20 protein-coding genes, 1 tRNA gene and 2 pseudogenes are annotated in these 20,507 nt (G+C 48.3%); 4 read left to right on the forward strand and 19 right to left on the reverse strand.

Going from position 1 to position 20,507, the window contains the following annotated elements; genetic code table 11:
* Positions 1-41 precede the first annotated feature (41 nt).
* From DWZ03_RS05365 to DWZ03_RS05375, 3 genes and pseudogenes are all read right to left on the reverse strand, one after another.
* A pseudogene (locus tag DWZ03_RS05365) lies at positions 42-407 on the reverse strand (ORF6N domain-containing protein); the annotation flags it as partial.
* An 85-nt stretch (positions 408-492) separates the two neighbouring features.
* A complete protein-coding gene (locus DWZ03_RS05370) occupies positions 493-1,728 on the reverse strand; it encodes a site-specific integrase (RefSeq protein ID WP_120129119.1) in 1,236 nt (411 codons plus the stop codon).
* 274 nt (positions 1,729-2,002) lie between these two features.
* A tRNA-Ser gene (locus DWZ03_RS05375) sits at positions 2,003-2,087 on the reverse strand.
* 116 nt (positions 2,088-2,203) lie between these two features.
* Here DWZ03_RS05375 and DWZ03_RS05380 point away from each other — a divergent pair.
* Both DWZ03_RS05380 and DWZ03_RS05385 read left to right on the forward strand, forming a co-directional pair.
* Positions 2,204-4,741, forward strand: a complete 2,538-nt coding sequence (locus tag DWZ03_RS05380) for an endonuclease MutS2 (RefSeq protein ID WP_022402003.1) — start codon at positions 2,204-2,206, stop codon at positions 4,739-4,741.
* 57 nt (positions 4,742-4,798) lie between these two features.
* On the forward strand, positions 4,799-6,010 hold the full coding sequence (locus DWZ03_RS05385) for an L-serine ammonia-lyase (RefSeq protein ID WP_005831694.1): 1,212 nt from the start codon (positions 4,799-4,801) through the stop codon (positions 6,008-6,010).
* A 90-nt stretch (positions 6,011-6,100) separates the two neighbouring features.
* On the opposite strand, the gene DWZ03_RS05390 is transcribed toward DWZ03_RS05385, so the two are convergent.
* The 12 genes and pseudogenes from DWZ03_RS05390 to DWZ03_RS05445 form a co-directional block, all read right to left on the reverse strand.
* Positions 6,101-6,604 (reverse strand): PepSY-like domain-containing protein, encoded by a 504-nt coding sequence (locus DWZ03_RS05390; RefSeq protein WP_005831695.1) that lies wholly within the window; start codon positions 6,602-6,604, stop codon positions 6,101-6,103.
* Positions 6,605-6,640: 36 nt separating this feature from the next.
* A complete protein-coding gene (locus tag DWZ03_RS05395; protein WP_005831697.1) occupies positions 6,641-7,081 on the reverse strand; it encodes a PepSY-like domain-containing protein in 441 nt (146 codons plus the stop codon).
* A gap of 92 nt (positions 7,082-7,173) precedes the next feature.
* Entirely contained in the window at positions 7,174-8,463 is a 1,290-nt protein-coding gene (locus DWZ03_RS05400) for a sensor histidine kinase (RefSeq protein WP_005831698.1), read from the reverse strand.
* Complete coding sequence (locus tag DWZ03_RS05405) at positions 8,460-9,137, reverse strand: response regulator transcription factor (protein WP_005832639.1); 678 nt, start codon at positions 9,135-9,137, stop codon at positions 8,460-8,462. The genes DWZ03_RS05400 and DWZ03_RS05405 overlap by 4 nt, the downstream gene beginning before the upstream one ends.
* A 49-nt stretch (positions 9,138-9,186) precedes the next feature.
* The gene (locus DWZ03_RS05410) at positions 9,187-9,735 is read right to left on the reverse strand and encodes a DUF4738 domain-containing protein (RefSeq protein ID WP_005831701.1); all 549 of its coding nucleotides are present in this window, start codon (positions 9,733-9,735) and stop codon (positions 9,187-9,189) included.
* A 60-nt stretch (positions 9,736-9,795) separates the two neighbouring features.
* Entirely contained in the window at positions 9,796-10,245 is a 450-nt protein-coding gene (locus DWZ03_RS05415; RefSeq protein WP_005832642.1) for a DUF4890 domain-containing protein, read from the reverse strand.
* Positions 10,246-10,381: 136 nt separating this feature from the next.
* Positions 10,382-10,609 (reverse strand): DUF4248 domain-containing protein, encoded by a 228-nt coding sequence (locus DWZ03_RS05420; protein WP_005831704.1) that lies wholly within the window; start codon positions 10,607-10,609, stop codon positions 10,382-10,384.
* Between the two features lie 126 nt (positions 10,610-10,735).
* On the reverse strand, positions 10,736-11,215 hold the full coding sequence (locus tag DWZ03_RS05425) for an HU family DNA-binding protein (protein ID WP_009038158.1): 480 nt from the start codon (positions 11,213-11,215) through the stop codon (positions 10,736-10,738).
* Positions 11,216-11,430: 215 nt separating this feature from the next.
* Positions 11,431-11,595: a 4Fe-4S ferredoxin gene (locus tag DWZ03_RS05430; protein ID WP_394798708.1), complete on the reverse strand. Its 165-nt coding sequence runs from the start codon at positions 11,593-11,595 to the stop codon at positions 11,431-11,433.
* Positions 11,591-11,638, reverse strand: a pseudogene (locus DWZ03_RS20450) (hypothetical protein); the annotation flags it as partial. The pseudogene DWZ03_RS20450 and the gene DWZ03_RS05430, both read right to left, overlap by 5 nt.
* 59 nt (positions 11,639-11,697) lie before the next feature.
* Entirely contained in the window at positions 11,698-11,853 is a 156-nt protein-coding gene (locus DWZ03_RS19945) for a hypothetical protein (protein WP_165853744.1), read from the reverse strand.
* Positions 11,854-12,157: 304 nt separating this feature from the next.
* On the reverse strand, positions 12,158-12,778 hold the full coding sequence (locus DWZ03_RS05445) for a DsbA family protein (RefSeq protein ID WP_005832650.1): 621 nt from the start codon (positions 12,776-12,778) through the stop codon (positions 12,158-12,160).
* 293 nt (positions 12,779-13,071) lie between these two features.
* On the opposite strand from DWZ03_RS05445, the gene DWZ03_RS05450 reads away from it, so the two are divergent.
* Positions 13,072-14,580 carry a DUF3843 family protein gene (locus DWZ03_RS05450; RefSeq protein ID WP_229122544.1) on the forward strand — a complete coding sequence of 503 codons (1,509 nt, stop codon included), beginning with the start codon at positions 13,072-13,074 and terminating at the stop codon, positions 14,578-14,580.
* Between the two features lie 51 nt (positions 14,581-14,631).
* Here DWZ03_RS05450 and DWZ03_RS05455 read toward each other — a convergent pair whose 3' ends face one another.
* Both DWZ03_RS05455 and DWZ03_RS05460 read right to left on the reverse strand, forming a co-directional pair.
* Positions 14,632-15,318, reverse strand: coding sequence for a potassium channel family protein (locus DWZ03_RS05455; protein WP_120129126.1), 687 nt, complete (start codon positions 15,316-15,318; stop codon positions 14,632-14,634).
* Positions 15,319-15,323: 5 nt separating this feature from the next.
* Positions 15,324-17,153, reverse strand: coding sequence for a TrkH family potassium uptake protein (locus DWZ03_RS05460; RefSeq protein WP_022401997.1), 1,830 nt, complete (start codon positions 17,151-17,153; stop codon positions 15,324-15,326).
* A 133-nt stretch (positions 17,154-17,286) separates the two neighbouring features.
* On the opposite strand from DWZ03_RS05460, the gene DWZ03_RS05465 reads away from it, so the two are divergent.
* Entirely contained in the window at positions 17,287-18,654 is a 1,368-nt protein-coding gene (locus tag DWZ03_RS05465) for a TrpB-like pyridoxal phosphate-dependent enzyme (protein ID WP_005831725.1), read from the forward strand.
* Here DWZ03_RS05465 and DWZ03_RS05470 read toward each other — a convergent pair.
* Both DWZ03_RS05470 and DWZ03_RS05475 read right to left on the reverse strand, forming a co-directional pair.
* Positions 18,651-20,249, reverse strand: a complete 1,599-nt coding sequence (locus tag DWZ03_RS05470; protein WP_008665015.1) for a ClC family H(+)/Cl(-) exchange transporter — start codon at positions 20,247-20,249, stop codon at positions 18,651-18,653. The genes DWZ03_RS05465 and DWZ03_RS05470 overlap by 4 nt on opposite strands.
* A 72-nt stretch (positions 20,250-20,321) precedes the next feature.
* Positions 20,322-20,498 carry a DUF4250 domain-containing protein gene (locus DWZ03_RS05475; protein WP_005832662.1) on the reverse strand — a complete coding sequence of 59 codons (177 nt, stop codon included), beginning with the start codon at positions 20,496-20,498 and terminating at the stop codon, positions 20,322-20,324.
* Positions 20,499-20,507: the final 9 nt, after the last annotated feature.

Raw genomic sequence — 20,507 nt, forward strand, 5'->3', positions numbered from 1 at the left:
TTTAAATGTTGTTCCGGGTCCCTTTTCAAGTGTTAGCTACAGATTACCATTTGACGCATGAGGACAAAAGCCCGCATGATTGAAATGTTTACTTCTATGGCTACTTTGGAGCGGAGAACCGAAGAAAGCATGGCTACGCCCTGTTCGGTGAAAGCCATAGGCATAGCAACGCCGAAGTTGTAAGCAGGGGGTATCACATTTTGTGACACCCCTATGGATAACAGTAAGTTAGCTTCCTCTTGGGCGAGAACAAACATGAAATCACTGGGGAAGCGGTCGATATTACGTTTGACCGCTTGTTTCAAGGCTCGTGTTTCCACTTGGTAGAGTTCTGCCAAATGATAATCAAGCATCACCCGGCAACCTCTGACTTCAAAAATCTTGTTTTGGATAATCTGTAAATCCATAATTGTATATTTTAGGGAATTAAGTAATGTTGGAATAAATAGTAAGGACTGGTCACAAATTGTGACCAGTTCCCAATAATCAAGATTACATGGCGACTTCCTTGTAAATCTTCTCGATGCCGACAAACTTCTTGTCAAGCCCCTGCATATCGCTGCCTATCTTGCTGTTAGTGATGCGGGCGTAAATTTGTGTCGTTTCGATATTGGTGTGTCCCAGCATCTTGGAAACCGTTTCAATGGGTACGCCCTTTGATAGTGTGGTGGTCGTTGCGAACGTGTGCCGGGCAAGGTGGAATGTCAGGTTCTTTTTAATTCCGCATACATCGGCAATCTCTTTCAAGTAGGCGTTTAGCTTCTGATTGCTGATTATGGGAAGTATCTTGCCATTCGGTAACTTGCCCTTGTACTTCTTCAAAATCATCTTGGGAATATCCAGCAGAGGAACATTAACGTCCGTATTCGTCTTTTGCCGCTTTGTCATTATCCAAAGGTTGCCGTCAAAGGATTTGCGGATATTATCTTGCGTAAGCCCGGCTACATCTATATAGGCAAGCCCGGTGAAGCAGGCAAAGATGAACAAGTCCCTGACGTGTTCCAGCCGTTCGGAAACCATTCTCTTTTTGAGGATGATTTTTATCTCGTCCTCCGTCAAGTAGCCCCTATCCACTTTCTCCAACCGGATTTTATAACTGGCGAACGGGTCATTTACCAATATGCCGTTGTTACGGGCTATGATGATGATGCGCTTGAAGAACTGCATGAACTTGGCGGTAGTGTTGTAACCGCACTTGCAGGCTGTACGCAGGTACAACTCAAAATCGGTAATGAGCATCGGCGTTATCTCCTTAATGGATATGTCCGATACATTGTACTTGCTTTGAATGAACTCGGCAAGGTGGCGGCGGGTGACTTCATACTTGCGGTAAGTCGCTATCGTCTTGGATATGCCGACCAACTGCTTCACATCGTCATTGTGCTTTTGGAACAGGGTAAGGATTGTTTCGTGGCTCTCACTATGACCTAAAAACTCGTTCTTCACTTTCTCGGCGGTCACGTAGTTGTCACGCCGCTGCATTTCGTGGTAAATGGTGTTCAAGGATGCGTTTATATCATCCAGCATACGGTTTATGCGGCTGGCTTCCGCAGTACGTCCGGTAGCCTTGCCCATTTTGCCGTCCCAAATAGAGGGTAACACGTCCAACTTGGTGTTAAAACGGCTCGCCACGCCGTCCACTGTAATACGGGCGAAAAGGGGGTACGCACCGTTGGCTTTTTGTTTGTCTTTCTTTGCGTAAAAGCAAATGTTGAATGTCGATTTCATAACTCACTTTTTAAGTAGCAAAACTATTGTAATTCTCTAAAAATGAGTTCTATGCAGGCAAGCCAAATAGCGACAGGAGTTCGCCAATTTCGGACAATCTGTACCCCCTTTCCGTTTTTGTTTGTCGGGGGTACGAGTTAGGTTACGAACTTTGTCTTTTAGGGGCGAAAAGGTGTACTTTAAGGCAGACACAAGGGGATAAAAAAAAGTCCCACAAATCATTGAATTTGTGGGACTTGTCTGCTTACTGTCCGGTATTGTCCGGTTAGTTCAGCGGAGAGGGAGGGATTCGAACCCCCGGTACCTCGCAGTACAACGGTTTTCAAGACCGCCGCAATCGACCACTCTGCCACCTCTCCTAAAAACTTCCTTTTCGGGAAGTGCTTTTTTCTTAAAGCGATGCAAAGGTACAAATCATTTTTAATTCTGCAAACTTCCTTTCTCTTTTTTCATGAATTAATAGTACTTTTGCACCATGATATATCCGCAGAACTTTGAACAGAAAATAGGTTTCGACCAAATACGCCGATTGCTGAAAGAAAAATGCCTCAGTACACTTGGTGAAGAACGGGTGATGGACATGGCATTCTCCGACCACTTTGGAGAGGTGGAGGAGCGTCTGGACCAAGTCACCGAATTTGTACGCATACTCCAAGAAGAAGACAACTTCCCGGCACAATACTTTTTTGATGTACGTCCGTCACTGAAACGCATACGCGTGGAAGGCATGTATCTGGACGAGCCAGAACTTTTCGACCTGCGCCGTTCGCTGGAAACCATACGCGATATAGTACGCTTCCTACAGAAAAGCGACGATGATGAGGAAGAAAGCGCTTCCCCCTACCCTTGCCTGAAAAAGCTGGCGAGAGACATCACCGTCTTCCCGCAGCTCATAGCGAAAATAAACGGCATCCTCTCTCCTTACGGAAAAATCAAGGACAACGCCTCCGCAGAACTGGCACGCATCCGTCGGGAACTGGCAAGTACCATGGGAAGCATCTCCCGCTCACTGAACAGTATTCTACGAAATGCCCAGTCCGAGGGCGTTGTGGACAAAGACGTAACACCCACCATGCGTGACGGCCGTCTGGTCATTCCCGTTGCACCGGCACTGAAACGGAAAATACGCGGTATTGTACACGACGAGTCGGCCAGTGGTAAAACCGTATTCATCGAGCCTGCCGAAGTAGTGGAAGCCAACAATCGCATACGAGAACTTGAAGGTGACGAACGCAGAGAAATTATCCGCATCCTGACGGGCTTCTCCAACCAGTTGCGTCCCTCCATCCCCGACGTACTGCTATCATACGAGTTCCTTGCCGAAATAGACTTCATACGTGCCAAAGCATTGTTTGCCGAGCAAATATCCGGACTGAAACCGGCTCTCGAAAACAAGCAACTGCTGGACTGGACAATGGCGGTACACCCACTCTTGCAACTTTCTCTCGCCAAACATGGCAAAAAAGTCGTACCGCTTGACATCGAACTGAATGAGAAGCAACGTATCCTCATCATCTCCGGTCCGAACGCAGGCGGCAAGTCCGTCTGCTTAAAGACAGTAGGCTTATTACAATACATGCTGCAATCCGGACTACTCATCCCGATGCACGAACGCAGTCATGCCGGAATATTCAGCAGTATATTCATCGACATCGGTGACGAGCAGTCCATTGAAGATGATTTGAGCACCTACTCCTCCCACCTTACGAACATGAAAATCATGATGAAAAGCTGCAACGAACGGAGCCTCATCCTGATTGATGAATTCGGGGGCGGAACAGAACCCCAGATAGGAGGTGCCATTGCCGAAGCCGTATTGAAGCGTTTCAACCAGAAACAGACGTTCGGTGTCATCACCACACACTACCAGAACCTGAAGCATTTTGCCGAAGACCACGAAGGTGTAGTGAATGGCGCCATGCTCTACGACCGCCATCTGATGCAGGCACTGTTCCAACTACAGATAGGCAATCCGGGCAGTTCGTTCGCTGTGGAGATTGCCCGCAAGATAGGTCTGCCGGAAGATGTCATCGCCGATGCCTCGGAAATTGTGGGCAGCGAATACATCAACGCCGATAAGTACCTGCAGGACATTGTGCGCGACAAACGCTATTGGGAAGGCAAACGCCAGACAATACGCCAGCGTGAAAAGCACATGGAAGAGACCATCGAGCGTTATCAGACCGAAATCGAAGATTTGCAGAAATCCCGGAAGGATATTCTGCGCAAAGCGAAAGAAGAGGTGGAGCAACTGATGCAGGAAGCCAATGCACGCATCGAGAACACCATACGCTCCATCAAAGAAGCCCAGGCAGAAAAAGAAAAGACACGCCAGGCCCGCCAGGAGTTGACGGACTTCCGCGAATCAATGGAAGCGCTTGCCAACAAGGAACTGGAAGAAAAAATTGCCCGCAAGATGGAAAAGCTGAAAGAAAAGCAGAACCGGAAAAAGGAAAAGAAAGCAGGCAATGGAAAAGAGAACGGACCGTCTGCCCAGGCTTTGGCAGAACAGCAGGCGCGGAAAGAAGCGGAACGCCTCGCGGCAATCGTCCCCGGCTGCAACGTCAGAATAAAGGGACAGACCTCTGTGGGCGAGGTAATGGAAGTGAACGGCAAGAATGCGATTATCGCGTTCGGCAGCATCAAGACTACCGTCAAGCTGGACAGGCTAGAACGCACCAACGCGCAGCCCAAACAAGCTGACGTGTCCGCCAAAAGCACTTTCATCAGCGTCCAGACCCAAGACAGCATGTATGAGAAGAAACTACATTTCAAGCAAGACATTGATGTCCGTGGCATGCGTGGCGACGAAGCGCTGCAAGCCGTCACCTATTTCATTGATGATGCTATCCTCGTCGGCATGTCGCGTGTGCGTATCCTTCACGGAACAGGAACGGGTATCCTGCGCACGCTTATCCGCCAATATCTGGAAACCGTTCCCGGAGTGCGCCACTTTGCCGACGAACATATACAGTTCGGCGGAGCAGGCATTACCGTAGTAGACTTGAGTTAATGGATAATTGACAGTTGATAATTAAATCATAAATCTGAAATCATAAATCTGAAATATATGAAATCAATCAAAGAACTCTACCGTATCGGTACCGGTCCATCCAGTAGCCACACTATGGGGCCGCGCAAGGCAGCTCAGATATTCCTGGAAAGGCATCCCGAAGCAGCCGCCTTCCAAGTAACCCTATACGGAAGCCTCGCCGCTACCGGCAAGGGGCACATGACCAATGTTGCCATCACCGAGACACTGCAACCCGCAGCACCGGTAGAAATAATCTGGGAGCCCAAAATATTCCTGCCCTTCCATCCCAACGGTATGAAATTCGTCTCTTTGGACAGCGAAGGCAAGGAGACCGACCAATGGACCGTATTCAGCGTCGGCGGCGGTGCCCTGGCAGAAGAGAATGATGGAGCATCATCCGTAAACACCCCGGATGTATACGAAATGAACAGTATGACCGAAATACTGCAATGGTGTGAACGTACCGGAAAAAGTTACTGGGAGTACGTCAAGGAATGCGAGGAAAGCGACATTTGGGATTACCTGCAGGAGGTATGGAAAACCATGCAGGCTGCCGTAAAACGGGGATTGGATAGTGAAGGAGTCTTGCCCGGCCCTCTGAATCTGCGCCGAAAGGCTTCTACCTATTATATACGTGCCAGTGGCTACAAGGCTTCCCTCCAGTCGCGCGGACTGGTATTTGCCTATGCCTTGGCAGTAAGTGAAGAAAATGCGTCAGGTGGGGTCATTGTCACTGCACCTACCTGCGGTTCGTGTGGCATTGTACCGGCAGTGCTCTATCATCTGCAAAAAAGCCGGGAGTTCAGCGACACACGCATACTTCGTGCCCTTGCCACAGCTGGACTGATAGGAAACATCGTGAAGACCAACGCTTCCATTTCGGGAGCGGAAGCCGGATGCCAGGCAGAGGTAGGTGTAGCATGTTCCATGGCATCAGCCGCAGCCAACCAATTGTTTGGAGGCAGTCCGGCACAAATAGAATATGCCGCCGAAATGGGATTGGAGCATCATTTGGGTATGACCTGCGACCCAGTTTGCGGACTGGTACAAATCCCGTGCATCGAACGTAATGCCTACGCCGCCGCACGCGCCTTGGATGCCAACCTTTACTCCTCCTTCACCGACGGCATGCACCGCGTGTCATTCGACAAAGTGGTGGAAGTCATGAAAGAAACCGGAAACGACCTGCCCTCCCTCTACAAAGAAACCAGCGAAGGAGGACTGGCGAAGGATTATAAGCCGATGTAGTTAAGGATAAGGGATTAAGGATTAAGGGATTAAGTTTTCAATATGATTGCACAACACTAATGTCCTTAATCCCTTATCCTTAACTCTTCTCTAATCAAGTTTTACCGGCCAATGCGTATCATCCCTATTACCGCTCACATCTTTTGTCTGTAGCAAGCCGCCTTCTTCCGAATAGAACAATTGATACTCTGCATTTCCCTTTTCAACTTCAATGACAAACTGCATAGGCACTACCGGATACTCCAAAAGAACAATCTCCTCTATCTTCCAACCGGCATACTCACTGGCGCTGAAAGAGGTCTGTACTGTTCCCGGAAGATTATTCCAAAGCAATTCGGTTTCCGTCAGTTGCCATTCCGCCTGATTATTGAACCATACATCCTTTTCCTGCCCATCCACTTTACAATCTGCAACGAAATAGCCCCCTTTCTGTTCCCATTCCACATGGATTGCGGAAGGGTATTTGGACTTCAATGCTTGTGACATTGCTTCGGGCACTTTGACATCATCCTTGTCGTCATCATCACTGCATGCACCAAGTGCCAAGGCGGCGATGAACATCATCGCCAACATTTGAATCTTCATTCTCATCATTTCTCTATAAAGTTTAGGTTAATAGTTACTGGAGAATCAATCGTCCATGCTGACGAACTTTCCCTTTTTGTTGAACTTCAAAGAGTAGTCATTACCCAATTCAATTTCCACACCGGTACGTCCGCGTTCGATTTTAGTAATAATCTCTCTCGGGAAGTTAGCCTTCACATACTCCTTTACCGGAACCGGAATCAATGCTTCGGGAACAGCGGACTTCTTGCAATCCACTTCCAACCAATTTCCTTTCTTGTCGAAGTCTATTTCCGTACGGTCTGTCAACAGCACTTCATATTTTTTAGTCTGCAATATTTCACTTTCAATCTTGATGTGTGAAATGTGCGGTTTCGAGAAATACTGGTTGATAAAATTGCGTGCCGTCAGCGGAAGCTGCTTGGTATCCTGAGTGATGACATCACCGGCAAAGGCAAACTGAACAGCTACAAGAGCCAACACAAGAATAGACAATACTTTCTTCATAATCGTTATTTTTTAATGTTACTAATAAATTTCATATTATTCACATTGCAAATAACGGTAGAGAATTAGGAAAGATTTAGGAATAACCGCAGTTAACAGTAAATTTTACTTTCTTTAACCAGACGAAAGGTATGCATACCGTCCTGCCATTCATACGTGAGCTTCAATGAAGACGACAACGCAATGGAACGCGCTATGGCAAGCCCCAGTCCGGTGGAGTCCTTCTTGCCATCCATGCCATGATAGAAACGCCGGAACAACTTCTCTCCATCCAAAGGGGCATCCCCCGTATTCCTGATGACCAGAGAAGCGGGAGTAGTAAACACCTGCAACTCTCCCCCTTCCCTATTGTGCAGCAACGAGTTCTTCACAAGATTGGAAACCAGTATTTGCGCCAGCGAATGGTTGCAACGGATGATAAAAGGCTGCTCCTCCCGTTTTCGTATCAGTCTCACCTGCTTATGTTCATAGATATCCATCAGGTCGGGCAAGAGTTCATCCAATATCTCATCCACCGAGACATCCTCCATCTCGGTATACTGCCCGTTCTCTATACGGGAAAGCAACAGCAGGGACTTGTTCAGTTTTACGGCACGCCCCAGCGTGGCATATATCTCGTCCAGCTGCTCCATTTGCTGTTCCGTCATCCCTTCACTCTCAGCCAGCAGTTCCACTTTTCCCCTCACGATGGCAAGCGGTGTCTGCAACTCATGCGAGGCATTCTCGATGAACTGCTTCTGCTCCTCGTATGCCTTGTAGCTGCGGTTGCCCATATCCAATGCAGCATCGCTCAGCTGGCGGAACTCCCGTATCTTCGTCGGGTTGTCCAATGGAGGCACCTCCTTGCCGGGCTGAATGCAGTGCAGCCAGTCAAGCAACCTATGTAACGGACGGAACACTCCCTTCAGCACCAACTGGATGCCGATGGAAGTACAGATGAGAAACAACAGGAACAGCGCTCCCAGATACCAAAGCATAGCCTCCACCATGTCATCCCGCTCCAAAATGGAAATCATCAGTTTCAACTCATAATATTGCCCGTCGGGCATACGGAAAGCGGTACACATGACACGTACCGGTTCGTCTTCATCCTCCAGTTCGATATAAACCGTAGCATCATAGAACACTTGTCTGTAATGCCGCCCTTCCTCTTCGGATATAGGGGTGAACTTATAGAAAGACATCAACGAGCCTTCCGTTTCGAGTATCGAGGGGTCGTGAAGCGCACTCTCCATCAATATCTCACCGTAATTCTCCAACGTATCGTCCGTCTCATCCACCACCTCGTCAATGATTGCGTAATAGAACAGCACACCCCACACTGCCATCAACAGAAACAGCAGCAATGCAAGTTTGCGGTAGGTGTAGCTCAGCAGCTTCATAGTTCGGAGAGTTTGTAGCCGAATCCATAGACAGCCTTTAATTCTATGGTAGCCTCAGCTTGTTTCAATTTCTTACGCAGATTCTTCACTTGCGAGTAGATAAAATCCAACGAATCCGCCTGGTCTATATTGTCTCCCCACACCGACTCGGCAAGGCTCATTTTATTGATGACCCGGCCGGGGTTGACTACAAAATAATAGAGCAGGTCGAACTCCTTGCGGTTCAGCTGCAAGGGTTTTCCGTTTATCTCTACCTGCCGTTTGTCGGGGTAGAGCAAAAGATTTCCAAGGGTGACGGTCACATCTCCCTTCGCCTGCCGCCGACGTATCAATGACTTGACACGTGCATTGAGTTCTGCCAGATGGAAAGGCTTTGTAAGGTAATCGTCGGCTCCCAGTTCCAGCCCGTCCACCTTGTCGTCCAGCGAGTCTTTGGCCGAGATAATAAGCACACTGTCACTGCGATGCAGCCGTTTCAGCTCACGCAGCAAGTCCAGACCGCTCCCGCCAGGCAACATGATATCCAGCAGAATGCAGTCGTAATCGTAGTCATTGATTTTATCCAATGCCGAAAAATAGTCGGCAGCGGTCTCTACAACAAACTTTTCTTTCAAGAGCGAAGTGCGGATGGTTTCCCGCAAATCTTGCTCATCTTCTACAATCAGGATTTTCATACCGGCAAAGATGGTCTATAAAACTGGAAACAATCTGGAAAACTATCCACTAATCAATGCTGTCTGTCTGATAATCCTCCATCAGTTCTTCTTTTGCCATGGAGATTTTCCCGTCAGCCGTAATGGTCAGTCTGATGGGAACATAAAGGTCGGATTGCGGATAGCAGACGCTGGCCGCGTATATGATTCCTTGCGGAGTGGTCTTGTCATAGACCAGCCCCTCAAGAATAGAGTACTTCATGAACTTGGCATCCACCAACGAAGCAAAATTATCTTTGGTGAACACTTTATCCACCACCTGCTTCCCGCCGCACGTGATGCGCAAGGTGATACGGTTATCCACAAATTTCTCCCCCTGCTCGTTTTTCACTATCGGCAGAGATTCATCCGGCCGGCGCACTACAGAAGACTGATACTCTTTTCCCTTATACGTAAAGGATGTTTTTACATCAGACACCTGCATGCGCTGTGGGCCGGCAATTTCTGTACTATCCTGCATCAATACCTGCGTACCGTCTTTCTTATTCTTGTCTTGCGACGAACAAGCAGTGAAGAAGATGACCGATGCACACACTAAAATATAGACTATATTCTTCATCGTTCTGTTTTTTAGTAGTTGACCGGACAAAAATAGTACAAATTGAATGCAATAGAAAATTTATTTTCTTTTAGATTCCATTTTTGCTTTTCTATCCTGCACTTTCTTGCTGTATGCAGCATATTGTTCTTCCGTCATAATCTTCCGGAGTTGTGAATCATAAGCAATACGGGCAGTCTTCATCTCTTCACGCTTCTTTTCCATCTCCGCTTTTTTCTGCGCGCGTTGCTCATCCGTCAATTGATGGCGCTTGCCATCTCTCTTATGATGCTTGTGTGCTTTGGCACGATGCATCGGCATATCTCCCATTTTCTCAACCAATGCTAGATTTGCCTCCAGCAGTTGTTGTTTCTGCGTATCGTTCAAGGAGTACTCTTTCACCATCCGTTCCGTCATGCGCTCGGCACGGACTTTCGGTTCGGGCATTTTATCACTGTGGCGGGCATGTTGTGCCATTGCCATGCCACCCATCAGGAAGGCGGCCATCCATATCAGAACTATTCTTTTCATCATTTTTCTCTTTTTTTAATTAATACCTTATGTTAGTTATACCTATTGTGTTGCAACGTATCTATGACAAAAACAAAAGCAGGAAGTTTAACCGCAACTTCCCGCTTTAACATAATAAATGAGGTTGAAAAGAATATTAAGGTTCGTCCAAATACTGTACGATAAGGCTCACCTGCTTCGGCATGAATGTCCGTGTCCTTACATTGTACCCGGTATGCGCCAAGGCTTCATACAGCTCGTGATTCCGTTTTATCCACCGCGTCAGGGTGCGGATGGCGCAACGTGCAGTAGCATTGGGGCAATAGAGGCATGCCAAATCTTTCTTTTTATAAGTCGTGATACGAAAGCCATTTTCTGTTTCCATAGCAGTTTGTCTGATTTTTAAATGATTGATGTAAAGATACGATATTCAAAAGGCGAAGTCAAGTATTTCAAGGAGAATATGAACCTTTTTCTGAGAAAGTTCATATTCTCCTTATTTACAGAATGTTTATCCTAACGGATTTTCTCCCTGGTCGCCATCGGAACCGCCGCCATCCGGATTTGGTTTGGAGCTACCCCCACCAGAAACGGTGCCGTTGCCCGACCAATCCATCTTCTCTACACTGGCACGGGTCAGCATATCCTTAAAGTAGAAGCCCGGAGTGAAGATAATCTTGCGGCGATAAATCGTGCTTGCCTTCACATCTTCCAGCTTGTCCTGGCTCTTGGCGTTGATGCCGGGACGGAAACAGCCGAACTCACCCAGCTGTACCGAAAATCCCTTGTTGATATCCATATTCAAGGTGTCGATCAATCCGTCCAGCACCAACTTCACCACACCGCGAGGCGCCATGCCTATCTTGGAAACCTCGTCGCATAAATCCTTAAAACCTACCACACCCAAAGTTTTCATCTGCGCCACGTACTTTTCCGTTTTTGTCTCGTCAAAACCGAATACTCTCTTTTTTACTTCATAATTCAAAGCCATAGTTTTTTAATTTTAAGTTGATTAATAAAAGTCGGTCTTGTTCGCTCGTCAGTCTGCAAAACCAGTTTCTTTGTGACCACGATGCAAAGATACAACGGGCAGAAAACGGGGTGGTGCTTTAACGGAGGTTTAAGGAGGTTTTCGTAGGATAAAAAAGGATATTGGAGAAAAAGAAAGGAACTGATAGACAATGACTAAGAAATTTTATTCCTTAATCATACATTGTTTTTATCCTTTACGGCATCTTTAATTGACAGCGTAAAAAAGTTCAGGTTCTTTTCTCTCTGAATTTGCGCTTGCAAACTCCAAACTCTTTTTTCCGAAAAATGGATAGTGGTAGTTTCGTGAGCCGACAGGACATAGGGCAATGCACCTTCCACATGAAATACATTGACTTTCATCTGTCTTTATGGGGTTCTCCAACGCAATGGCACGTGTCGGGCACTCTTCCTGAATAGGACGGCACGCCTACGACCAACAATTCATTGCGTCCCAATCTCAAACCGGGGGATTAAAACATTACTCGTAATGTCATGTTGGATATTATCGGCGTGCAGCTGCTTGACGATACCCTGCACGATGGCTTTGGTAGTAAATGTAGCACTGAAAAAAACAGAATGGACTTTATGTATCTCCATAAATCTTAATTTATCCGATTAAATTTCTAATAACCGTAAATTTATTGGTATCCGTTCAAGGTCAGGCAGAAGAAGTCACTGTCATCATACGGATAATCGTATTCGATGGGGAGTTCTTCTTTCTCTATTTTCTTGAATCCGGCTTTCTCATAAAACAGATGTGCTCTGTCCGTATTCTTGGGGGTGTCGAGAATGATTTGCCTCCAGCTTTTTCAATATGCGGAATAACAGCCCTTTATCCATATTGAGCTCACGGGATATGTCCTTTGCATTTCGATTCGGATGCAAATACACATCTTGAATTTTACCTCTTTCTGGCATACACCACACTCGGCCCCATCCCATGCCTCATCAACACCCCTTCTTCTATAAACCTATTCAAATCGACAACCGCCTGCTTATAACTACGTCCTGCCAGCCGTGCATACTGAGAGCGATTGATGCAGGGATACTGCTGCAAATACTCATCCAGCAACTGCCAGCGCTGCTCCACGCCCAACGCCTCATCGGCAGACGAAGCAGGCGCCGATGCCGATTGCGGACAACGCTCCAACTGCATCTTACCTTTCAAATCCTTATAGAACTCCCTGCCCAGACGGAAATTCAACCCGCGCAAAGCGATGGAGGCAGCACGAAGCTCTTTCTTGTCCGTCGCCTGGCGGGTACAACTCAAAGAGGGGGTGAAGTAACCCAGTTCGCCCAGCTCCACCGTCCAGCCATTGGCAAGGCAGTCGCGCAACTCGTCCATAAAGCCTGCCATCGCTCCTTCCAGCAGGCTGCGGCTGAGGCCGGTGAAAAGATGTACACGCTCGATAAATTCCTTGCGGTCGATGGTGCCCTTGGGGACAAAGCGGGCATAAAGGGATTGTTGCTCGCCGGTCTGGCGGACGTCGGGTTTCTCGAAAAGGTCGTAATACGCACTCATATATATTCTGTTTTTAAATGGTCCTGCAATTCCGTCATTTCTTCTTCCACGGCATTAAGGAGAAGAAATGCTATTCTTTAATCATTCCACCATGGAGAAAATATCATTCCACCACGGAAGAAAAATCGTTCCACCATAGTGGAATGATTTTTTCCACACGATGGAACGATTTAATAGTAGCATACAAATATACTAATCGAAAGGAGGAAAAACAAGAAAATTCCCATAAAAAACATATCTTTACGCTGGAAATGAAACATATAAAAAATACACACCAAACTCACTTTAGAGTCATGAAGAAAATATATCCCAAAAAATGGTTGGAACTGCATCCGTACAAGCAGACAAACAGCGTTGACCAGTACTACGTCGGCATTGCAAACGAAATCCACAAAAGACTTTACTCTTCAACGATAGCCGACGCCTTCGAAGAAGAGGAAAACATACGCTATACAAGCCTCTGCCTCGCCGCATGGTTTGAGGACGTCATCTCCCAGACCGGCATCTGGCAGGCATTCACTGCCGAGTGCCGGAAGCGATACGGAACCTATCTGCCCTTCTACCCCATCAAAGGCGATTATTTTCCGGATGAAATCAATCTGGAGGACATACGCTTTCTGCTTTGGCACCATATACAATATCTATGCCGGGGAATAAGCGCCATCAACCCCGAGAATCCCGGAATAGAGCAGACTGCACAAGAGATATACGGACTGCTTGCAGAGGAATACGAAACCGCTCCCGAAAATGAAAGGATGCAGGAATTTCTATACCACTCTGCCATGGGAGAAGAAGATTTCTTCCGCTACCGGGAGATACTGGATTGGTTTCACTACCAATGCTACTTCAACATCGAAAATGTCGCCCAATGCCGGGACGAAGCTGAACGGTTGCTGGATGATGAAAAGATTACTCCCGAAATGGCAGAGACCCTCATATATGCCACACGCACCTCACTGACGTTCAAAGGCCGCCGCAACCTGCTGTCGCTGACCTCACCGGAATGGCTGGCTCTCATCGGAAAAGCCCATCCCGAACATCAGCTTTGGGGCAAAGTGAAGGCACGGGAAAACAGTTGCTATCTGCTGGAGAAAGAAGACGATGAATTTCTGTACGTCAAAGATTTGTGCAGTGAGGACGAAGGCGAATTCAAGATAACCAAGAAGTCCTTGAACCTTTCGGCCATCCGTAGCCGAGAGGCAGGGAAAAGCACCCTTATCTGCGAACTGATTTATTTTGGCAACGCATGGTGGCAGTGCGGCATGCTTCTCGAAAACAAGTACGACCAGAAAATGGCGGAATATGTGGACGACTTGACGAAACAGAAAGAAAAGACGAATGAAAAGGCTACATTCCATGATTTCATAAAAGCATCCGGCGGGAAATCTTTTGTATTCTGCCAATCGCAAGAGGAAATCTCTGATTTTCTGCTGAACAAGATGGGATACGGCTTGAAAGAAGACCTGGACATACCACGCATACATACAGAAACCGGAGCCATGCTGATGGCCAACCCGCACACCGGCCTACATATCCAATTCAAGCTGTGCGAATGCATCAAATCTCCGGACAACCCCAATTATAATAAGGAGGAAGCAGAGAAAAACGCCATTATGTTCATCGTCAACCCAGACATTATCCCCTACCAATTGAGTTGCATCCTGCAAGACGAAGGCATGCTTCCGGATGCTTATCTGAACAGTTTGCAAAGAAAAGAATACGGGCAAGAGTTCATACGCAAGAATGCACACTTCCTGACTGATTATTTCCATCATCGGTGTCGGGAGAAAGACTTTGATTAGTTGAAAATGGGGGGTGAATACCACTTTTGACACATTTCCAACTACCAATTATCATAGTGCTTTCCAGAACTTCTGGAAATCCTTATACCGTCCGTAGCACACTAACTGGTCGCCGGCTTGTATCTGGTCATTTTCCGGCAGTTCGTTCAGTACATTGTGTTCCACATACGAGATGCCCAGGCAATTCTTCAAAGTCTCGGCACGTTTCAAGGCGAGCATCTTCAGGCCAAACTCCTTATCGAGATTCAATTCATTGGCATAATAGCCAATGAACTTGTCCGGAACGGTGAACTTGACTACATAATAATCCGGTGCCACGCGGAATGTCTCCATATCGGCACCGAATTCCAGCAACTGTACCAGTCCGCGTGCGGCATCCTCCTCGGGAGTAAGAATGCGTTCCAGCTCAAAAGCCTCGAGCACGGAACGGTGGACAGCGTCAATGGCGCGGGCATAGATATGCTGCACCTTCTTCTGCTTCAGCAAAGCCACTACACGGATGGATGCACCGAAATTCTCGCCGATGGCAACAATCACCACATCCACACTGTTCAGCGGCAATACGGACAAGGCCTGCTCGTCCGTAGCGTCGATGACAAAGGCTGTGGCAATCTTTTCCTTCAGACTATCCACCCGGCCGACGCTCACGTCCGCACCTATCACTTCGTGCCCCAGTGCAGAAAGCTCTTCTGCCAGCACGTGACCATAATTCCCTAAACCGATAATAATATACTTCATCTCATTTAATTGATAATAATCTGACCACTCGGATACTGATACTTCGTATGCTTCTTCTGCTTGATGATGCCAAGCATCAGCGTAATTAGTCCCACACGCCCCACAAACATCAGCAGTGCCACCAGCAGCTTGCTGTCGTCTCCCAACCGTGGGGTAAGGTTCAAACTGGACCCCACCGTGCTCAATGCCGACACACACTCGAAGGTAATGGCCAAAAGCGACGTACCCGGCTCCAGCATACTGATGATGAAAACAAACAGCAACAAGACGCCGAACGACATCACCACCGTGGCATTGGAACGACGGATAGAATCGTGTGACAGCTCACGGCCAAACACCTCTACCCGTTCCGTGCCGCGCAACACAGCCACCAGATTCAGCACCACTACCGCAAAGGCATTTACCTTGATACCGCCTGCCGTAGACTGTGAACCGCCTCCCACCCACATCAGAAACAGATATATAAGCAATGTCTGTACCCCCAAGCCTGCCAAGTCCACACTGGTAAAGCCTGCCGTACGGGGACACGTGGCATTGAAAAACGCCTGCGTCCACTTGTCGGCCACCGACATGCCGGCGAAGGCGGCATTCCACTCAAAGACAGCAATGCCCACCGTGCCCAGTACCAGCAGCAGGAAGGTGACTATCAGTACAATCTTTGTATTCAGGTTGTACAGATGGTAAAAACGCTTGCCGTCCCAATGCCACGTACGCAGAAAGTGCCACAGACGACGCAGATGGTAAAGAATAATATCCTTGAAATTCACCAGTATGGGGAAACCGATACCCCCCAAAATAATCAGCAGAGATATATAGATGAAGAACGGGTTGTGCCCCGTCATCACCAACGGATTACCCAGATTTCCGGGCAACGTGGAGAATCCCGCATTGCAGAAAGCGGAAATGGCATGAAAAGCGGAAAAGGCCAGCTCTTCTTGAAGGTCCATCCCCATCGTCCCGTGGATGTCTCCCCAGATAGCAAGCATCCCTATTCCTTCAATCACCAGCGTAAAGGCCAGAATATAGACCAGGGTGGAGAGCAAGGAATTCAAGGAATTGGAACTCACCATGTCGCGCACCACCAACTGATTGTACAACGAGGTATTACCCATGAAGAACATGGCAAAGAAGCTCGTCAGTGTCATCACTCCCAGACCGCCTATCTGAATCAGCAGAATGATTACCACAAAACCGGTCGGGGTAAAAGTGGACGCCACATCGACAGACGTCAGCCCCGTGACGCACACCGCACTGGTGGATATGAACAGCGAGTCGACCCACGATATGCCGTTCACCGTGCAGCGCGGCAACATTAACAGCCCCGTGCCTATCATTATGATTATCAGGAAACTTGCAGCCAGAATAAGCGAAGGGTTCGTACGCCGCCCCAACAACCGTACCAGCCCGTTGGAAAGGCTGAAAAAGGAAAACACCAGCAGCAGGACAAGATGATAGGCCTTGCCATGCAGAAATTCCCAGAACTGCAAGATGGCGCCCTCCTCCTCCGGACGATGGAAAATGACCGGGATAAGGGTCAGATAGAGCAGAATGGTCAGTATCCAGGTGAGCTTACTGAAGGTGCGCCGGGTATCCTTGTATTCCAGCAAAATGCGAAGGGTGACATCTACCAGAAAAACAATCCACACCCCATGGTACAAGCGTTGGAGCTGATGCGCCTCGACCTCTGAAATCGTAAAGCCATGCTCATAGACCACGCCGACAATCAGCAGGATGGAGGCCAAATAAGTGATGGAAGTCATTACTCCCACTGTCATCCGTACGTAAGGGTGAATCCATTTATTTTGATACAAAAGGAATTTATGATAAATCTTCATAAATGCATCGATTAATGAAACGCGGCAAACTTAGACAAATATACCTTGATATACAAAAAACAAAAGGAAAAAGAAATTGGTTCAAAAATAATAGCTACATTTGGGCATTGAATTATTAATAATTTTAACCACTATGAGCAACAAAAAGAAAAGATTCATTCTCCCGGAAGAGGAAATCCCACAGTACTGGTATAACATACAAGCCGATATGGTGAACAAGCCCATGCCACCGCTTCACCCCGGCACCAAGCAACCGCTGAAAGCAGAAGACTTGTATCCTATCTTTGCCGAGGAACTCTGCCGCCAGGAACTGAATCAGACCGACACGTGGATTGAAATCCCCGAAGAGGTCCGCGAAATGTACAAATACTACCGCAGCACTCCGCTGGTGCGCGCTTATGGATTGGAGAAAGCGCTCGGCACACCGGCACATATCTACTTCAAGAACGAGAGCGTCAGCCCGATGGGCTCGCACAAGCTGAACTCCGCCATCCCGCAGGCATACTATTGCAAGCAGGAGGGAGTGACCAACGTGACCACCGAGACCGGTGCCGGACAATGGGGAGCTTCCCTGGCATATGCCGCCCGCCTTTTCGGGCTGGAAGCTGCTGTCTATCAAGTGAAAATCAGTTACGAGCAGAAGCCCTACCGCCGCAGCATCATGCAGACATTCGGTGCGCAGGTTACCCCGTCTCCCTCCATGTCTACCCGCGCCGGAAAAGATATACTGACCGCCCACCCCAACTATCAGGGCTCGCTGGGAACAGCCATTTCCGAAGCCATAGAGCTGGCACAGACCACTCCCAACTGCAAATATACCCTCGGCTCCGTATTGAGCCACGTGGCCCTGCACCAGACCGTCATCGGACTGGAAGCCGAAAAGCAGATGGAAATGGCAGGTGAATATCCCGACACCGTCATCGCCTGCTTCGGAGGAGGTTCCAACTTTGGCGGTATCGCCTTCCCCTTCATGCGCCACAACATCCTCGAAGGAAAGAAAACACGCTTTGTCGCCGCCGAACCTGCTTCATGTCCGAAGCTGACACGCGGCAAATTCCAATACGACTTCGGAGACGAGGCCGGATACACTCCGTTGCTGCCCATGTTTACACTGGGACACAACTTTGCCCCTGCCAATATCCATGCCGGCGGCCTACGCTATCACGGTGCAGGTGTCATCGTATCACAACTGCTGAAAGACGGTTATATGGAAGCGGTGGACATCAAGCAGCTCGAATCATTCGACGCCGGTTGTCTGTTTGCGCAAGCAGAGGGCATCATCCCCGCCCCCGAGTCCTGCCATGCCATTGCCGCAACCATCCGCGAAGCAAACAAATGCAAGGAAACGGGTGAAGAGAAGGTGATTCTGTTCAACCTTTCCGGTCACGGACTTATCGACATGGCATCCTACGACAAGTATTTGTCCGGCGATTTAGTGAATTACGAGCTGACGGATGCCGACATCCAGAAGAATCTGGACGAGATAGGCAATCTGGCTTAATAGATATTCGCCATACTGACAAGCGGTTCATAGAGTTTCTCTATGTCCTGCGAGTCCATCTCAATCTGTACCTGGTCCCCCGGAATCAAACGAGTTCCTGCGGGGACCAGATTTTTTCCATCCCGATGTACATTGATAATGACGCAACGCTCCGGCAGGGACAGTTCGTCCACCAGTTTCCCGTCCAGATAAGAATCCGTCATAATCTCCACTGAAAGCGTATAGCGTTTCTCTTCTTTAAAATCGGGAGCATGAATCATATCTTCATAGAGGGAGACGTTGGAAGGCTTCATTTGCAGAAGTTCCGTAAAATAGTAGGTCAACCCACCAACAACCACCGAAGGGTAAAAGACCTCGAAATGCCCCGTAATCTCCGTAATCAGCACAATGGCCGTGAGCGGTGTACGGACCACGGCCACCAGAAAAGCCGACATGGAAACAAGCATGATATAACTGACATTCTCTTGCCCGATGACACCGTACCTCACTCCTACCAGACCGACAATCTGTCCCAACAACCCTCCCGTAACCAGCGTCGGAATGAAACTGCCGCCCGGCAATCCGGAAGAGACAGAGAAAACTGAAAAGACAAAATGCAGCAACATGACGGCCGTCACCCACATAATCTGCGTACTGCCATTCTGTGCCTGGGCCAGCAGAAACTGCTCCCCGCCTCCAGTCAGATTGACCTGCATCAGCGAAATGATGTAGGCCACCAGCACCAGATAGAACATCTTGACATACGCCGGAGAATTGACTTTGGCATACACATGCCTGAAAGCATTCATGGTGGAGGAGTAGAACTTCCCGCATACGGAGACAATCACCGCCAATATCAAGAAATACTTCATCTGGACAAAGAAGGCGAAAACCGGTTCCGTTACTTCTATCAGATGGTAAGGATTCACAGGAAAGACCATGCTTGCCACGGCTCCTGCCACAACACCCGCCAGCAAGGTAGTGATGGCCGTCTTAGGGGCATCGAAGCGTTCAATGGATTCTATTACAATGAGCGAGGAAGCCAGTGGCGCTGCAAAAGCCGCAGCGAGCCCCGCTCCCGCCCCGGCTGCCAGCAACTGTTTCTGTTCGCCTTTCAGGATATGAGTCCAGCGGGATACCAGGCTACCCACATAAGAGCCTATCTGCACGGAAGGCCCTTCGCGCCCCAAAGACAACCCCGCCGAGAAGGACAGAATGCCCCCTACAAACTTGGATACCATCTCGATGAAAGGATGCCGGTAAGTGATGCGCCCGTTAATCACGCCGCGTGTCTGCGGAATACCTCCCCCGCCGATAAGCGGCATTTTCCCCACGAGCCACATGACGAAGACGAGAATGCCCCAAGAAAACAGAAAGAGTGGAATGTGCCAGTACCAGGCCGGATGCGAAGCGAAGAAACCACTGCGGAGGTGGAACAGATAATAGAGAAGATAGTGATAGGGCACAGCGACCAGTCCCGTCAGCAAACCGACAAACATGCTGACGAAATACAACCGGGCATCCACCAGCTTCAACTTCCAGATGTGCCAGCCGCGTACTGTTTTCCAGTTCTTGACCCTCGTCCAAAGACGTTCTGCCTTATCCCATAGTTCCATAACAAAACAACTCCCGTTAACTTGCGCTTTACAACAACAAGCAACGGGAGTTGTTTTATACAGAAACATTATTTACCAAAATCTGTTCTTTGCAGGATTATACTCAAATCCCACGAGCTTCAATTTTCGTACAATGTCCTCTTTCTCTACGTTCATATCCTCGCAGAGCGCGTCCAGCGAAGGATAGAAATCACGCAGTTTCATGTTGATGAAGCTGTACAGCATCACCGGGTCCTCAGGTAATCTCATAGTTACAAT

This window comes from Bacteroides sp. AF29-11 (assembly GCF_003602895.1).
Taxonomy (GTDB): Bacteria; Bacteroidota; Bacteroidia; order Bacteroidales; family Bacteroidaceae; genus Bacteroides; species Bacteroides uniformis.

Excerpts from the sequence above, each read along its gene's own strand:
- DWZ03_RS05370 (WP_120129119.1), bottom strand. The coding sequence starts at position 1,728 with ATGAAATCGACATTCAACATTTGCTTTTACGCAAAGAAAGACAAACAA.
- DWZ03_RS05380 (WP_022402003.1), top strand. The coding sequence starts at position 2,204 with ATGATATATCCGCAGAACTTTGAACAGAAAATAGGTTTCGACCAAATA.
- DWZ03_RS05385 (WP_005831694.1), top strand. The coding sequence starts at position 4,799 with ATGAAATCAATCAAAGAACTCTACCGTATCGGTACCGGTCCATCCAGT.
- DWZ03_RS05390 (WP_005831695.1), bottom strand. The coding sequence starts at position 6,604 with ATGATGAGAATGAAGATTCAAATGTTGGCGATGATGTTCATCGCCGCC.
- DWZ03_RS05395 (WP_005831697.1), bottom strand. The coding sequence starts at position 7,081 with ATGAAGAAAGTATTGTCTATTCTTGTGTTGGCTCTTGTAGCTGTTCAG.
- DWZ03_RS05400 (WP_005831698.1), bottom strand. The coding sequence starts at position 8,463 with ATGAAGCTGCTGAGCTACACCTACCGCAAACTTGCATTGCTGCTGTTT.
- DWZ03_RS05405 (WP_005832639.1), bottom strand. The coding sequence starts at position 9,137 with ATGAAAATCCTGATTGTAGAAGATGAGCAAGATTTGCGGGAAACCATC.
- DWZ03_RS05410 (WP_005831701.1), bottom strand. The coding sequence starts at position 9,735 with ATGAAGAATATAGTCTATATTTTAGTGTGTGCATCGGTCATCTTCTTC.
- DWZ03_RS05415 (WP_005832642.1), bottom strand. The coding sequence starts at position 10,245 with ATGAAAAGAATAGTTCTGATATGGATGGCCGCCTTCCTGATGGGTGGC.
- DWZ03_RS05420 (WP_005831704.1), bottom strand. The coding sequence starts at position 10,609 with ATGGAAACAGAAAATGGCTTTCGTATCACGACTTATAAAAAGAAAGAT.
- DWZ03_RS05425 (WP_009038158.1), bottom strand. The coding sequence starts at position 11,215 with ATGGCTTTGAATTATGAAGTAAAAAAGAGAGTATTCGGTTTTGACGAG.
- DWZ03_RS19945 (WP_165853744.1), bottom strand. The coding sequence starts at position 11,853 with ATGGAGATACATAAAGTCCATTCTGTTTTTTTCAGTGCTACATTTACT.
- DWZ03_RS05445 (WP_005832650.1), bottom strand. The coding sequence starts at position 12,778 with ATGAGTGCGTATTACGACCTTTTCGAGAAACCCGACGTCCGCCAGACC.
- DWZ03_RS05450 (WP_229122544.1), top strand. The coding sequence starts at position 13,072 with ATGAAGAAAATATATCCCAAAAAATGGTTGGAACTGCATCCGTACAAG.
- DWZ03_RS05455 (WP_120129126.1), bottom strand. The coding sequence starts at position 15,318 with ATGAAGTATATTATTATCGGTTTAGGGAATTATGGTCACGTGCTGGCA.
- DWZ03_RS05460 (WP_022401997.1), bottom strand. The coding sequence starts at position 17,153 with ATGAAGATTTATCATAAATTCCTTTTGTATCAAAATAAATGGATTCAC.
- DWZ03_RS05465 (WP_005831725.1), top strand. The coding sequence starts at position 17,287 with ATGAGCAACAAAAAGAAAAGATTCATTCTCCCGGAAGAGGAAATCCCA.
- DWZ03_RS05470 (WP_008665015.1), bottom strand. The coding sequence starts at position 20,249 with ATGGAACTATGGGATAAGGCAGAACGTCTTTGGACGAGGGTCAAGAAC.
- DWZ03_RS05475 (WP_005832662.1), bottom strand. The coding sequence starts at position 20,498 with ATGAGATTACCTGAGGACCCGGTGATGCTGTACAGCTTCATCAACATG.